This is a genomic window from Bacillus sp. EB106-02-03-XG38, assembly GCF_058792175.1.
The window spans coordinates 128,589-143,074 of the sequence record NZ_JBYTED010000009.1 but is presented as its reverse complement, the minus strand read 5'-3'; the positions used below and the strand labels follow the sequence as shown (position 1 = coordinate 143,074).

At 36.1% G+C, this 14,486-nt stretch carries 13 protein-coding genes and 1 other annotated feature (1 of these 14 only partly in view); of the genes, 7 read left to right on the top strand and 6 right to left on the bottom strand.

Annotation, left to right across the window (positions count from 1 at the left end; genetic code table 11):
• Positions 1 to 340: 340 nt before the first annotated feature.
• Positions 341 to 781: a Dps family protein gene (locus tag AC3WTI_RS26920; RefSeq protein ID WP_098903991.1), complete on the bottom strand. Its 441-nt coding sequence runs from the start codon at positions 779 to 781 to the stop codon at positions 341 to 343.
• A 305-nt stretch (positions 782 to 1,086) separates the two neighbouring features.
• Positions 1,087 to 2,520: an alanine/glycine:cation symporter family protein gene (locus AC3WTI_RS26915; protein ID WP_048528225.1), complete on the bottom strand. Its 1,434-nt coding sequence runs from the start codon at positions 2,518 to 2,520 to the stop codon at positions 1,087 to 1,089.
• Between the two features lie 410 nt (positions 2,521 to 2,930).
• Here AC3WTI_RS26915 and AC3WTI_RS26910 point away from each other — a divergent pair, with 410 nt between their 5' ends.
• The 7 genes from AC3WTI_RS26910 to nprB all read left to right on the top strand — a co-directional run bounded on the left by AC3WTI_RS26910 (position 2,931) and on the right by nprB (position 8,931).
• Positions 2,931 to 3,428: a cation:proton antiporter regulatory subunit gene (locus AC3WTI_RS26910; protein WP_144488531.1), complete on the top strand. Its 498-nt coding sequence runs from the start codon at positions 2,931 to 2,933 to the stop codon at positions 3,426 to 3,428.
• Positions 3,429 to 4,628: a cation:proton antiporter gene (locus AC3WTI_RS26905; RefSeq protein ID WP_098903989.1), complete on the top strand. Its 1,200-nt coding sequence runs from the start codon at positions 3,429 to 3,431 to the stop codon at positions 4,626 to 4,628.
• Positions 4,629 to 4,707: 79 nt separating this feature from the next.
• Complete coding sequence (uptA, locus tag AC3WTI_RS26900; protein WP_142286725.1) at positions 4,708 to 5,316, top strand: undecaprenyl phosphate transporter UptA; 609 nt, start codon at positions 4,708 to 4,710, stop codon at positions 5,314 to 5,316.
• A gap of 108 nt (positions 5,317 to 5,424) precedes the next feature.
• On the top strand, positions 5,425 to 5,859 hold the full coding sequence (locus AC3WTI_RS26895; RefSeq protein ID WP_087959358.1) for a DUF3920 family protein: 435 nt from the start codon (positions 5,425 to 5,427) through the stop codon (positions 5,857 to 5,859).
• A 107-nt stretch (positions 5,860 to 5,966) separates the two neighbouring features.
• Positions 5,967 to 6,377, top strand: a complete 411-nt coding sequence (locus AC3WTI_RS26890) for a MarR family winged helix-turn-helix transcriptional regulator (protein ID WP_087959359.1) — start codon at positions 5,967 to 5,969, stop codon at positions 6,375 to 6,377.
• 48 nt (positions 6,378 to 6,425) lie between these two features.
• A complete protein-coding gene (locus AC3WTI_RS26885; RefSeq protein WP_087959360.1) occupies positions 6,426 to 7,124 on the top strand; it encodes a pirin family protein in 699 nt (232 codons plus the stop codon).
• 157 nt (positions 7,125 to 7,281) lie between these two features.
• On the top strand, positions 7,282 to 8,931 hold the full coding sequence (gene nprB, locus AC3WTI_RS26880) for a neutral protease NprB (RefSeq protein WP_144488530.1): 1,650 nt from the start codon (positions 7,282 to 7,284) through the stop codon (positions 8,929 to 8,931).
• Positions 8,932 to 8,973: 42 nt separating this feature from the next.
• Here nprB and AC3WTI_RS26875 read toward each other — a convergent pair whose 3' ends face one another.
• The 4 genes from AC3WTI_RS26875 to AC3WTI_RS26860 all read right to left on the bottom strand — a co-directional run bounded on the left by AC3WTI_RS26875 (position 8,974) and on the right by AC3WTI_RS26860 (position 14,263).
• Positions 8,974 to 9,291 (bottom strand): metal-sulfur cluster assembly factor, encoded by a 318-nt coding sequence (locus AC3WTI_RS26875; protein ID WP_000082521.1) that lies wholly within the window; start codon positions 9,289 to 9,291, stop codon positions 8,974 to 8,976.
• 119 nt (positions 9,292 to 9,410) lie between these two features.
• A complete protein-coding gene (locus tag AC3WTI_RS26870; RefSeq protein ID WP_144488529.1) occupies positions 9,411 to 11,102 on the bottom strand; it encodes a methyl-accepting chemotaxis protein in 1,692 nt (563 codons plus the stop codon).
• 226 nt (positions 11,103 to 11,328) lie between these two features.
• Positions 11,329 to 13,023, bottom strand: a complete 1,695-nt coding sequence (locus AC3WTI_RS26865) for a methyl-accepting chemotaxis protein (RefSeq protein ID WP_087959363.1) — start codon at positions 13,021 to 13,023, stop codon at positions 11,329 to 11,331.
• A 412-nt stretch (positions 13,024 to 13,435) separates the two neighbouring features.
• On the bottom strand, positions 13,436 to 14,263 hold the full coding sequence (locus tag AC3WTI_RS26860; RefSeq protein ID WP_142286727.1) for a class I SAM-dependent methyltransferase: 828 nt from the start codon (positions 14,261 to 14,263) through the stop codon (positions 13,436 to 13,438).
• A 105-nt stretch (positions 14,264 to 14,368) separates the two neighbouring features.
• Positions 14,369 to 14,486: a binding site (T-box leader), on the top strand; it runs 153 nt beyond the window's last position.

The window sequence follows — 14,486 nt, the reverse complement described above, 5'->3', positions numbered from 1 at the left end:
TGTTTCACTCCTTCATTCGAGGCAAAAAGCGCCTCGTAATCAGGAGTTCCAACACCCTCCTGTTCTAAACGAGCCGCTTCCGCTTTTAGGTGATATCCAGCTCCAGCGGCTAGAACAGTCGGTTGTTTCACTCCTTCATTCGAGGCAAAAAGCGCCTCGTAATCAGGAGTTCCAACACCCTCCTGTTCTGAACGAGCCGCCTCCGCTTTAAAGTGATATCCAGCTCCAGCGGCTAGAATCTCCGGTCATTTCGCTCTCTCGCTCGAAGCAAAAAGCGCTTCAAGGTCGAGAGCTCCAATGTCCTGCGATTCTGAGCAAGCCGCCTCCGCTTTTAAATCTATTATTGATTCAAGAACGCGCGTAGCATCCAAGCGTGTTTTTCTAGTTCTGTGTAGATGCCTAGTAGTAGGTCAGATGTCATTTCGTCGTCAGAGTTTTGAGCAATTTCCATGCCTTTTTTCAGTTCGACTAGCATCATTTCGTAGTCTTTCATGATTGCTTCGACCATCCCTTCTGCAGTTTCTCCGTATGCTGCTTCTTGAATAGTAGAGATTTCTAGGTAGTCTTTCATTGTTGCTACTGGTTTGCCACCGATTGCTAAAATACGTTCTGCAATTTCGTCGATGTGAGTAGCTGATTCTGTGTAAAGTTCTTCGAATTTCTCATGTAATGTGAAGAATTGAGGTCCTTTTACGTACCAATGGAAGTTGTGTAATTTTGTGAATAAAACGCTCCAGTCTGCTACTTGTTTGTTTAATACTTCGATTACTTGTTTGTTCATTATGATCAATCTCCTTTTGAGTTGTTATGTTATATCAATTACTAATTTATAATTATTATAATCTAGTAATTTGTATAAATCAACCCTTTTGCTGGAATTAATTTGAACAAATTATGAACTGTTGTAAATAAAAATCCCTATTACTGTGGAGTAATAGGGATTTGCTTTGATATATAGCTTTTGTTCTAAACGAGCCGCACACGCTTTAAATGATATCCAGCTCCGGTGACTAGAGCAGTCGGTCATTTCGCTCTCTCGCTCGAAGTGCCCTGCGATTCTGAACGAGCCGCATACGCTTTTAATTATTAAACAGCCTTCTGTTTTTCTTCTACATCCTGTCCATCCCAGCACTCTGTATTCTGTAAGCCAGGGATAGAGCTTGCAACGAAAACAGGATCTTTTCCTTGTTTCTTTTGCTTTAAATAGTCTACTAATGCTGCGTAGGCGAATTTGCTTAGGAATGAGATGGCAATTAAGTTTGTGAATACCATTAGTCCCATGAATAAATCAGCTAAACTCCAAACTGTTTGAAGGGCAGCGATTGATCCGAAGAATACCATTCCGACAACTGCAACGCGATAAATCATTAACCATGTTTTACTTTCTTTAATGAATGCGATATTTGTTTCGCCATAATAGTAGTTTCCTAGAAGAGAACTGAATGCGAATAGGAAAATAATAATCGCTAAGAAAGTGCTTGCCCACGGGCCAATTTGTGAACTTAATGCTTGTTGTGTTAATTCAATACCTTCTAAGTTTGATCCTTTGTAAAGTCCGGAACATAATACGATAAACGCTGTTGATGTACATACTAAGAATGTGTCTACGAACACGCCTAATGCTTGAACAAGTCCTTGTTTTACAGGGTGAGATACATCTGATGTTGCAGCTGCGTTAGGAGAGCTACCCATACCTGCTTCTGTCGCGAATAAACCGCGCTGAATTCCGAACTTAATTGCTGCTCCAATACCACCAGCGATAGCTTGGTCTAAACCGAATGCGCTGTTAAATATTTCTGTAAAAATGCTTGGTAACATAGTGAAGTTGTTAATAACGACAAAAATTGCCACACCAATATAAACAATTGCCATTGGAGGAACAATCATTTCTGTAATACGTGAAATGCTCTTAATACCACCAAAAATAATAACTGCAACTAATAAAGCTAATAGAGCTCCTACAAGAGTTCGCTCTAGTCCAAAAGCATTTTCAAATGCGATTGTTACTGTATTTGCTTGTACGGAATTGAAAATTAATCCGTATGCAACTGTAATAAGAAGTGAGAACCAAACACCCATCCAGCGCTTGTTTAAGCCTTTTTCCATGTAATACGCTGGCCCACCACGGAATCTGCTTCCATCTTTTACTTTATAAATTTGCGCGAGCGTACATTCTACGAAACTAGTAGCTGCTCCAAGGATAGCAATAAACCACATCCAAAATATTGCGCCAGGTCCACCCATTGAAATGGCTAATGCTACACCAGCTAAATTCCCGATACCGATACGTGCTGCTGCACTTAAGCAAAATGCTTGGAATGGAGAGATGCTATCTTTCTTTTTTTCTTTTCGATTAAATCCTTTACTAATTAAACCGACCATCTCACCGAAATGAGTAATTTGGACAAATTTCAATTTGAAAGAGAAATAAAGACCGAAGCCGATTAGCATTGCAATAAGAATATATGACCATAAAATATTATTCGTTACCTCAAGGAATCTGCTAAAGATATCAACCATATAATACACTTCCTTTTTTTCGTAATAAGAAAATTATATGCAAAAAATATACGAGAATCAATTTTTCTAAAAAATTATGTTACATAAACGTATTTTGTGTTATGATTATGTTACATCATAATATTTTTAGAATTATTTACATTTTAAAAAACTAAATGTAAAGCGAAAAAGAGGGGATAATTTGAAAGAAGAAACTTTATTGAAAGTAAGTCTTAAGAGTTTGAAAATGAGAAGTAATATATTTTTTATCATTACATCTTTAAGTATCTTTTTAGGAGCGACTTATTATTACAATAAAAGATTTCCAAGTCACAGGTATCCTGAATGGTTAGAATTTCTAAAATTGATTGGATGAACAAAAGACAGAAAAACAGAAAATTCAAATAAAAAAAGTTGTGGAGGAGCTAAATATGAATATTAGAGAAAGTGAACTTCCGGGTATTGGTTATAAGTTTCAAATTGTTACGAAAGGTAACGAAAAGATGGTGATTGTTATTCATGATGACGGGCGTAGAGAAATGTATCATTTTGATTCAGACCATGAAGAAAGCATCTCAAGTATTTCATTACGTGACTCAGAGGCAAGACAAATTGCAGCAATATTAGGCGGAATGGTATATAAGCCTAGGGCATTAGAAAATGTTGAAATGGTCTTTGAAGGTTTAGCGATTGAGTGGTTTAAAGTGGAGAATGCAGCCCTGGCAATCGGAAAAACAATTGGTGATCTTGAAATAAGAAAAACATATAGCGTAACGATCATTGCAGTTATGAAGAAGAATATGAAAAAGCTATTTAATCCAGGACCAAAAACGGTAATTGAAGAAGGCGATATGCTTGTAGTTTCTGGTGAGAGAGAAGAAATTAAAAAAATTATTAATGAGTTACTTTCGAATAGGGGGACTGACTAGATGGATACGTTAATTTTTGAAGTTGGTACAGCGTTAGTATTAGTTGCAATTGCGGCAGTACTTGCTGGAAAGTTTAAATTCTCAGTAATTCCGTTTCTAATTGTTCTTGGGATGTTAGTAGGACCACATGCGCCGACAATAGGTGTGATCGATTTCAAATTTATTGAAAGTGCGAGTGTTATTTCCTTCCTTGGACGAATCGGGGTTCTGTTCCTTCTGTTCTATCTAGGACTAGAATTTTCAATGAAAAAACTAATTAAATCTGGACGTTCTATTGCGATTGGCGGAACGATCTATATTTTAATTAACTTTTCACTTGGGTTATTATACGGGTTTATTATGGGATTCCCTTTACTAGAAATCTTAATTATTGCGGGTATTATTACGATTTCTTCTAGCGCTATCGTTGCAAAAGTGTTAGTGGATTTAAGAAGAACTGGTAATAATGAAACCGAATTAATTTTAGGAATTATCATGTTCGAAGATATATTCCTTGCTGTATATTTATCAGTTGTATCTGGTTTAGTTCTAGGAGATCATGCTTCCTTCCTAGGTGCTCTTACTTCAATTGGAATTGCTTTAGGATACATGCTTCTATTCTTTATTGTAGCTAGAAAGGCGACGCCGTTATTAAATAAATTGCTCAATATTAGTTCGGATGAAATTTTCATTATTGTAGTATTTGCTTCGTTATTCTTTATTGCAGGATTTTCAGAAACAATTCACGTTGCCGAAGCAATTGGAGCACTTCTTTTAGGATTAGTTTTCTCTGAGACAGAGCATAGTGACAGAATTGAACACCTTGTTGTTCCATTTAGAGACTTTTTCGGAGCCATTTTCTTCTTCAGTTTCGGATTAAGTATTGATCCTTTCTCGTTAGGCGGAGCGATATGGTTAACGTTAGGTGCGGTACTTCTTACAATCATCGGTAACTTTGTAGCAGGAATGATTGCAGGACGACAGGCTGGATTATCTCATAAAGCTTCAACAAATATTGGATTAACAATCGTTTCAAGAGGAGAATTCTCCATCATTATGGCTAATATCGGTATCGCTGGTGGTTTAATGTCAGTACTAAAGCCATTTTCAGCACTATATGTGCTTATACTATCGATCTTAGGTCCACTTTTGACGAAAGAGTCAAAGAATGTATATAAATTTTTAAATAAAGTCTTTAAGTGGGATACGAAGGCTAACTAAATTAAAAAAATAAAAGTACAAGATATGTCCTGCTTGTACTTTTATTGTTTGCAATGAAAACAGTAAAGAGAGGTACATGATGTTAGGAGAGTTGATTCATTCCGTTTTAGTTTTTCTAGAAGGACTTGGTTATTGGGGAATTATGCTTGGATTAATGCTAGAGGTTATCCCAAGTGAAATCGTATTATCTTATGCAGGTTATTTAGTATCAACAGGAAGCATTACATTTTGGGGCGCTGTCGCGTTCGGTACAATTGGTGGTGTAATCGCACAACTATTTATTTATTGGATTGGTCGATACGGAGGAAGACCTGTTCTTGAGCGATATGGAAAATATATTTTAATTCAAAAGAAACATATTGATTATGCTGAAGCTTGGTTTAATCGTTACGGAACCGGCGTTATTTTTACTGCTCGTTTTATTCCAGTTGTGCGTCATGCTATTTCCATACCAGCAGGTATTGCGAAAATGTCACATGCTAAGTTTATTACGCTAACTACATTAGCTGTTATTCCATGGTCAATTGTGTTTGTATATTTAGGTTTTAAATTAGGAACAGAGTGGGAAAGCATTAATAAAGTTGCTGGGCCATATGTGAAATACTTTGCACTTGCTGCTATTGTTTGTGCAATTGGTTACTTTGTATTAAAAAAAGTGATTAAGAAAAAGGAATCTATGTCGGCATAGATTCTTTTTTTATTGGTATTTTTTCAAGGATGAAAGAATACGTTTAATATTTACCATATTGTGGCATACATATAGAAAAAGGGTGCTTGGAAAGGGGAATAAAAAGAAATGGAACTCCAGTTTCAAAATGTATATCAACAGGTGGAGAATTGGTATGTGTTGGATTCGGAGCTTCCTTGGGATGTCAAAAGACTTAGAGACGATTTGTTTTCATTGATTGAAGTATGTAAAACGCCAGTTATTTTTTGTGATACGTGTGATGCAAATCATGTGCTTCTATCGTTAGGAGAAGAAGAAGAGGAATTCTTATTCCCAGTAGGTGGTTTTTATCATAAAGAAAAACAATTAATTTTTGTTTGTATGTGGGAAGAGTATGAGCAAGTGCTCAAAACTCTGCTGCATGAATTTCGCCATGCGATGCAGCATAAGAGAGACGTATTGTATGTTGGAAGTGAATTGTACGAAGATAGATGGATTGAGAAAGATGCGAGAAAGTTCGCGGAGAGGAAGCTGGATGAATATAAAAATAGAAAGTTAATGTAAAGCATAGTGGAGAAATAGCGCTGTGCTTTTTTGTTGGTTACTAAAAGTAAGCGATTGACTTTTATAAAGTTTAGTTCTAAACTAATGGTATCGAGCGAGGTGATAAAATGAAAACGGAAGATAGGCTCGGATTACTATTATGGTTTCGTTTATCACGTTTTTATAACAAAAGTATTCGTGAGACGAATCAGCATTTGAAAGAATGGAATGTATCTGCCGCTCAGTTTGATGTACTAGCTCAAGTTGGAGGACATGGTCGTTTAACGCAGCAAGAGCTTGGAAATAAGTTATTTGTTACGAAGGGAAATATCACACAGCTTTTAAATAAAATGGAGCAGCTGGAGTGGATTCATCGTGAACAAGAAGGTACTACAAAATATATTTCGTTAACTGAAAAGGGAAAAGATTTATATGAAGAAATCGTCCCGCCTCAAGAAACATTCCAAGCGAAGCAGTTTCAAAATTTAAATGTAGAAGAACAACATCAATTATTACAATTACTAAAAAAGTTACAGTAAAAAATTTTAAAATAAATCTTGAATTCGAGATAATATGAGGTGAAGGGTATGTTTAGAAAAGTTGATCATAAAAATATGGGAAGAGCAAATCACGGTTGGCTAAATACACATTTTCATTTTTCATTTGCGAATTATTATAATCCTAATAACATGAACTTCGGTGCATTACGTGTAATTAACGATGACCTAGTAGCGGCACAAACTGGTTTTGATATGCATCCGCACCGCGATATGGAAATCATTTCGTACGTTGTAGATGGTGCTTTAACACATGAGGATAGCATGGGAAATCGCGGAACAATTGAGCGAGGGCATGTTCAATATATGAGTGCTGGCACAGGTGTATTTCATAGTGAGCATAATTTAGGAAATGAAACACTACGTTTATTACAAATTTGGATTTTACCAGACCATGCGGACCATAAACCAAACTATGGTGAGTTTAAATTTGATTGGAGCAAACGTGAAAATGAATGGTTTCATATGGTATCTCCATTAGAAGGCGGGGCACCAATTCAAATTCACCAAGATGCGAATTTATATTCTTTATCTTTAGATGCAGGAAAAGAAATTCATTTTCCAGTGAAAGAAGGCCGTCAATTGTACCTTGTACAAATTGAAGGAAGTAGTGTAATCAATGGTGAAAATCTTGTTATGCGTGATGCAGCAGAAGCGGTGGAAGAAGATATTCATATTGAAGCGAGAGAGCAATCGCATTATTTAGTAATTGAATTGAAAAGACAATAAAAGATTAAAAGAAAAAGAGGACATCGGATAGATGTCCTCTTTTTTTGAGTGGAATTGTCAGAAAAAACTTTCTCAAATTTTCGGTAAAGGTATCGACTTGAAAAACAAGAATTGTATAAAAGTGTCAAAAATCTTTATGGGAATGGGGAATGTTATAGTGAAAAAGCAAGTCATTTCATCAGCATTAGCCTTAACTGTTATCGCCGGGGGATTTGGAACATTTGGAGCAACGACAACGAAAGCGGAAGAACAAAAAATTCAATATCATCAAGAGTTTAAAACACCTGCATACATAGGTGAAGAATGGAAAGCACCAGAAGGACTAGATAAAAAAGAAACGGTCTTTCAATATTTAGAGAGTAAGAAAGATATGTTCAAATTAGCAGGAAATATTGATAAACACTTCAATGTCGTTGGAGAAGAAAAAGATGCTGAATCTGGCACAACACATGTGAAGCTAGTTGAGAAGCATAATAACATTCCTGTGTACGGTTCAGATCAAACTGTTACACTAGATAAAGAGAATAATGTAAAAGCATTCTTCGGACAAGTTATTCCGAATTTAGAGGATAAAAATATTCCTACGTTTGCAAATATTAGCGCAGAGCAAGCAGAAACAATTGCAAAGACAGATATTGAGAAAGAAATTGGAGCAGTAAAGAATTATGACGGTGTGAAAAAAGATTTATATGTGTATGAAAAAGATGGAAACTACTATCTTGCCTATTTAGTTAAGGCATCAATTTCAAAGCCAGCTCCAGGCTATTGGCATTATTTTGTTGATGCAACGAATGGAAATGTCATTGAGAAATATAATGCTGTAGATCATATTACAGGATTTGGTTACGGAGTATTAGGCGCTAAACAATCATTTGAAATTGCGCAAGATGAGAAATCAGGAGCATTCCATTTATTTGATGGTAAACGTGGAAAAGGTGTTCATACATTTGATGCAGAGAATATGGATGAAAACTTATTTAATATATTCTCACAATGGTTCGGACATACAGGTATTGAAGTAGAAAGTAAAAATAAATTCTTTGATGACAAAGCAGCGGTTGATGCGCATGTAAATGCAGGAAAAGTATATGATTACTACAAAAAGACCTTTAATCGTAACTCTTTCGATGATAAAGGTGCGAAGCTTATTTCCTCTGTTCACGTAGGTGAAAGCTGGAATAACGCAGCTTGGAACGGTATTCAGATGATGTATGGTGATGGTGATGGTACAACATTTGTGCCGTTATCTGCGGGACTTGATGTTATCGGTCACGAATTAACACATGCTGTAACTGAACATACAGCAAATCTTGTTTATAAAAATGAGTCAGGTGCGTTAAATGAATCATTATCAGATATTATGGGTGTCATGGTTGAGAAGAAGAGCTGGGATTTAGGTGCTGACATTTATACACCTGGAAAACCTGGTGATGCACTTCGTTCTCTGAAAGATCCAGCATCTATTCCAAATCCATTAAAACCAGGTGAAGGTTACCCAGATCACTACAATAAACGCTACACTGGAACAGCTGATAATGGCGGCGTTCATATTAACAGTAGTATTAACAATAAAGCTGCATATTTAGTATCTGATGGCGGAGAGCATTACGGCGTGAAAGTAACTGGAGTAGGCCGTGAAGCGACAGAGAAAATTTATTACCGTGCTCTTACGAAATATTTAACTGCAAACTCTGACTTTAAGATGATGCGTCAAGCGGCACTTCAGTCAGCTGAAGATTTATATGGTAAAGATTCTAAAGCTGTACAAGCTGTAACGAAAGCTTATGATGCAGTAGGCGTAAAATAATAAGAGAAAAAGACCTGACTAGGATGTCAGGTCTTTCTGTATTTAGTCGCGAATACCTAATGCGATTTTCGCCATACGTGACATACGTTCTTTAGACCAGGGCGGATTCCAAACGACATTTACTTCTATTTCATTGACTTCAGGTACGTTCGTTGATAATACTTTTTTTACGTCTGATACAATTTGCCCAGCCATTGGGCAACCGATCGAAGTCATCGTCATCGTAATGACAGCATTATTATTTTCATCTGCCGTAACGTCATAAACTAATCCGAGATTGATAATATCAACACCTAGTTCAGGGTCAATAACAGCTTCTAAGTTTGCATATAACTTTTCTTCAAATGCTTGTTGTGACATGTGTAGCACCCCCTACATATTAATGATATCGATTCTCATTATAACGGATATATGTATAATGTGCAGGAAATGAGCTCAAAAAAAATATCCCTCTTGGAAGAGGAATATTTTTGGAATGTTTATTCAGTTTTAAAATGAGATACGAGTTGATCTAATTCTTCAACAGTTTGTTTCATTTGTTTAGCAGTTTGTGTCATCTCATTCATCGTAATGACTTTTTGTTCAGCCGATTGTGCTGTTGCCGCTGTTTCACTAGATACTTCAGTCGAAATAGAAGCGATGTTATTCAGTGAAGCGTTCATTTCTTCAGCACTTGCAGCCATTTCCTCAGCAGTTGCTGATATGTCTTGCATTTGAGTAGATACTTTATTTACTTGTTCTACAATCGTTGTGAAAGAGTTGCCAGCTTCACGAATGACATGAATGCCCTCAAATGCCTCAGAACGGCCTTGTGACATCATAGAGCTTGCAGTTTCAGTGTCTTGTTGAATTTGATGTAGTAATTGGTTAATATCAGTTGCCGCTGTTTTAGATTGTTCAGCAAGTTTTCGAACTTCGTCAGCTACGACAGCGAAACCTTTTCCTTGTTCGCCAGCACGAGCTGCTTCGATAGATGCATTTAAAGCAAGTAAGTTTGTTTGTTCTGCGATATTAGAAATAGATTGTACAGCTGTATCAATATATTTCGTGTGTGTGATTAGACGTTCGACCACTTCTGACGTAGCATGTACCGCGTCGTGTATCGTTGTCATTTGTGAAACGGATTTTTGAATAACAGTACTTCCATCATTAGCTTGTTCCGATGTAGTTACAGCAAGTTCAGTTACAGATGAAGCTGATTCAGCAATACGCTGAACGCTTACTGCCATATCGTCCATTGCAGTTGAGCTTTCTTCCATGCTTGCAGTTTGCGATTGAATACTTGCATTTAAGCTAGACATCGAGCTTTGAACTTTTATCGTTGCCTCACGTGATATATTCGTCTTTTCTAGCATATTTTCAGAAGCATTTTGTACTTCCACGGATGTTTTTTGAACACGATTGATGATATGTTGTAGGTTTTCTAACATTTTATTAAACGATGTTGCAATCGTACCAATTTCATCATTACTATTTACTTGTAGGCGGGCTGTTAAGTCACCTTCTTGAGATGATAATTCTTTTAGTTTACTATCAATTTGTTGAATTGGTTTTACAAGTTTACCAGAGAACCACCATGCAAGAGTGATAGCTACGATAATACAAATAACAAGTGATAAGAAGACAACATATTCAATTTGTAGCGAAGATTGATCAATTTTTTTGATAGATTGATCACGTAACTTAGCTTGTTCGTTACTGTAATTTGTGAAGTCACCAATTACTTTATAAACAGTACCATTTTCTGCATAAGCTACTTGCAGGGCCTCGTCCCACTTTTGTTCTTTTGCAAGAGGGAAAACTTTTTCTTCAATAAATTTTCTCCAAGTGGATCCTGATTCCATTGTATTTGTCATGGACTGAGAAACATTTGGATTAGAAAGAAGTTTATCTTTTGAATCCTCCAGACGTTTACTCATCTCATTAAACTTGTCTAATTCGACTTGATCATGTTGTAATAAATAACCTCTTAAAGCAGAAAGTTGTACTTGATAAGCATCTCCACGTTCTTTCAATTCTGTTGCCAAAGGGGAAATTTCTTTTTGTAATGCTTGAGCTTGACGAGATTGATCAATAGTAAAAAATAAAATAAAAGCTAAGGCAATGCCAAATAAAGCGCAAATCGTTCCCATCATAAACATTAGTTTTTTTCGAATGCTAATAAAATTCATATGATAAAAAGCCTCCCTTGTGAAATCTTAGTATTAGAATTAATGAATGTAAAAAATTGAAAGAAAGCTTTACTCCGTCTGGAATAAAGCTTTCTTCTTTCCTCTAGGAATTATAGCAGACGGAATGAGAGATAGAAAGAGATATTTTAAGGTAAAGAAAGAGAGATTGTAAATCTCTCTTTTTTTACAATTTGGAGCTCATAGAAGTATAGATGAAAGTTTCACTTTAAACGGTTGTTTTAAAATGAGAAACGAGAACTTCAAGTTCTTGTACGGTCGTTTTCATTTCAGAAGCTTTTTTAGCAACGACACTCATTTTGTTTACTTGGTCACCAGCTGAAGTTGCTGTTTGTGATGTTTCGGCGGCAACTTCATTTGAAATAGAAGCGATGTTATTTAAAGCTGCATTCATTTCTTCAGAACTTGCGGCCATTTCTTCAGCAGTTGCAGACATTTCTTGCATCTGTGTAGAAACTTTATTAATGTGATTAACAATTTCTGAGAATGAAGATCCAGCGGTACGAATGACTGTAATTCCTTCAGAAGCTTCTGACTGACCTTGCGTCATCATTTCATTTGCTATTTTTGTGTCAGCTTGAATTTGATGAAGTAAATGGTTAATATCAGTTGCTGCTAACTGAGATTGTTCAGCAAGTTTTCGTACTTCATCGGCAACAACGGCGAATCCTTTTCCATGTTCGCCAGCACGTGCTGCTTCAATTGAAGCATTTAAAGCGAGTAAATTCGTTTGTTCCGCAATATTAGAAATGGATTGAAGTGCAGTATCAATATGATTCGTATGTGTAATGAGTCGTTCTACTACTTGTGATGTAGCGTTAACAGCTTCGTTAATGGTATGCATTTGTGTAATAGATTTCTCAATGACTTTATTCCCACTATCTGCTTTTTCAGCAGTTGTAACAGCTAGGCTAGTAACAGAAGAGGCAGATTCTGCAATACGCTGAACACTCGTTGTCATATCATCCATTGCAGTTGAACTTTCTTCGATGCTGGAAACTTGTGAACGAATATTATGCTCAAGGGCATTCATAGTTTCCTCGGTTTTTGCTGTGTTTTCCATAGAAGCAGTTGTTTCGATAAACACATTTTCAGAAGCTTCTTTTACACTTGTTGATGTTTGTTGTACTTGTTGTATGATACGTTGTAAGTTAGCGAGCATTTGATTAAAGGAATTGGCGATATCACCAATTTCATCTTTACTTGTTACGTGCAATCTAGCAGTTAAATCACCATCTTGAGAAGCTAATTCTTTTAATTTCTCATCAATTTGTCGTATCGGTTTAACGAGTTTACCAGAGAACCACCATGCTAATAAAATGGACGTTACTGTACATGTAATGAGGGAGAAGAAAATAATATATTGAATAAGAGATGAAGAAGACTCTACGTCAGCAATTAATGCGTCACGTTTATCATTTTCTTCATTTGCATATTTAGTAAAGCGACTTAAGAGGTCGTTTACATAATCGGTTTGAGCTAAAGCGATTTTGGATGCTTCGTCCCATTTTCCTTCTCGAGCAAGAGGGAGGACTTCATTATCTATTACGCTTCGCCATTTTCCACCCATTAAAATTGCTTCTTTCATTCCTTCAGGGAGCTTTTTATCATTTGTTACTTTTTCTCTAGTATCAGCTAGTTTTTTTCCTTCTCGGTTGAATTTATCCAATCCTTTTTGATCATGTGACAGTAAATATTCTTGTAAACCGGCAACTTGTGCTTGGAACCAATCGCCACGTTCTTTTAAAATTGTTGCTCGTTTTGATACATCATTTTTTAAGGTTTCGATTTCATTTGCTTGATTCATGGCGAATGAAAGAATAACAATAAGAGCAATACTAAATAAAGAAGAAATGCTTAAGAGTGTGAACAGTAGTTTTTTTCGAATACTAACATATTTCATCGTTACCCCTGCCTTTAAAAACTATTTATTATGATTTATAAATATTAAGAACGAAATTAATAAAAACATTATTATGAAGTTATTAATCTGTTCAATGAAAATTATAGCAGATAATGGAAGAAGACAGATTCATATGAGTAAATGTTCTTAAAATGTATACATTTGTATATCAAAAAATTCATAAATAAAAATGAGAAATGCTATTGTAATTTGAAAAAACATCATGTATACTTCTAATTAGTTGATAACGATTATCAGTATCAACTAAAGACATTACTCTTCGTTATGTTGGTCATACCCCTTTTTGACGACGTAAGTCAGAGACGAAATGTTGAAATATCTTGTGTCCTATTCTACAGAATTATGGTAATCTCCAACCTCAACTTATATGCGTGAGCATGCAAAAAGGATCCTATCCGTGAAGGGATCCTTTTTTGCATGCTGTCGCAATTATTGTATATAGACCAGGCACACGTTCTTCAATTCCTTCCTGCGCAGTAGAAGGGAAGACCCACCTTTGATGAGACCCGTGTTCTTCAATTAGTTTTTCAATTTTAAAATGTTCTTCCGCAAGTGTTGTAATAATTTCTCCTAGCGTCCAGCGACGGATGGTTGTTTTAGGCAACGATTCTTTCTGCGATTCTGTAAGAAGGATGCTATAAGCAACATCATCTTCAATTAATTCTTCATCGAAATAATTTCCATTGGCCCGAAATGATGGGTGGTCTACTCCTAATAATTTCGTGTAAACAGGATGATAGTCACGAAGGATAAGCGTTCCATCTCGCTTAAGTAAGGTAACAATTTTTTGAAAGAGCGGTTTTAAATCTAAAAAGTAATGGAGTACACCAAGTTCCAGCAATACGATATCAAATGATTCGGAGAGCTTTACATCTAATACATCAGAAACGACATATTGAATAGAGACACCTGCAGCTTCCGCAAGTTCATTTGCATATTTTGCATTACTTGCTGAAATATCAACAACAGTTACGTTGGCTCCTAAAAGAGCGAGAGCAACGGCTTTATTTCCTTTTGACCCGAGTAAATTAATAATACGTTTTCCTTTTGGAGATTGTATGTAAGGTAAATAGTGATCTACCTCGCGCACGGGATCTGCCATGAGCTTTTTCGCATAATCGGCTGGTGCCCCGTGGCGATTCGTCCAAGCTTCATACGCAGCTGCATTCCAGCTTTTTTCATTACGTGCGCTTAGTTGTTTTTGATTCAATCGTATCATTCCTTTCGTGAACGTATAGGTATTCTATGAGAGGATGGGATTTCCTTTTCTTTTTGAATAAAAGTTTGATTTTTCTGTGATTAAGTCGTAAAATACGTGTTATATATAAAAGCGTTGAAAAGGAAAAGTAGAATGAAATCATTCTGTCCAGAGAGCTTCGGTAGCTGAGAAGAAGCAAGAATATTCATTTGAACAATGGCCTTTGAGCTTCGTCCTGAACTTA

Excerpts from the sequence above, each read along its gene's own strand:
- AC3WTI_RS26895 (WP_087959358.1), top strand. The coding sequence starts at position 5,425 with ATGGAACTCCAGTTTCAAAATGTATATCAACAGGTGGAGAATTGGTAT.
- AC3WTI_RS26905 (WP_098903989.1), top strand. The coding sequence starts at position 3,429 with ATGGATACGTTAATTTTTGAAGTTGGTACAGCGTTAGTATTAGTTGCA.
- AC3WTI_RS26875 (WP_000082521.1), bottom strand. The coding sequence starts at position 9,291 with ATGTCACAACAAGCATTTGAAGAAAAGTTATATGCAAACTTAGAAGCT.
- AC3WTI_RS26910 (WP_144488531.1), top strand. The coding sequence starts at position 2,931 with ATGAATATTAGAGAAAGTGAACTTCCGGGTATTGGTTATAAGTTTCAA.
- AC3WTI_RS26915 (WP_048528225.1), bottom strand. The coding sequence starts at position 2,520 with ATGGTTGATATCTTTAGCAGATTCCTTGAGGTAACGAATAATATTTTA.
- AC3WTI_RS26870 (WP_144488529.1), bottom strand. The coding sequence starts at position 11,102 with ATGAATTTTATTAGCATTCGAAAAAAACTAATGTTTATGATGGGAACG.
- AC3WTI_RS26860 (WP_142286727.1), bottom strand. The coding sequence starts at position 14,263 with ATGATACGATTGAATCAAAAACAACTAAGCGCACGTAATGAAAAAAGC.
- AC3WTI_RS26865 (WP_087959363.1), bottom strand. The coding sequence starts at position 13,023 with ATGAAATATGTTAGTATTCGAAAAAAACTACTGTTCACACTCTTAAGC.
- AC3WTI_RS26890 (WP_087959359.1), top strand. The coding sequence starts at position 5,967 with ATGAAAACGGAAGATAGGCTCGGATTACTATTATGGTTTCGTTTATCA.
- AC3WTI_RS26920 (WP_098903991.1), bottom strand. The coding sequence starts at position 781 with ATGAACAAACAAGTAATCGAAGTATTAAACAAACAAGTAGCAGACTGG.
- uptA (WP_142286725.1), top strand. The coding sequence starts at position 4,708 with ATGTTAGGAGAGTTGATTCATTCCGTTTTAGTTTTTCTAGAAGGACTT.
- AC3WTI_RS26885 (WP_087959360.1), top strand. The coding sequence starts at position 6,426 with ATGTTTAGAAAAGTTGATCATAAAAATATGGGAAGAGCAAATCACGGT.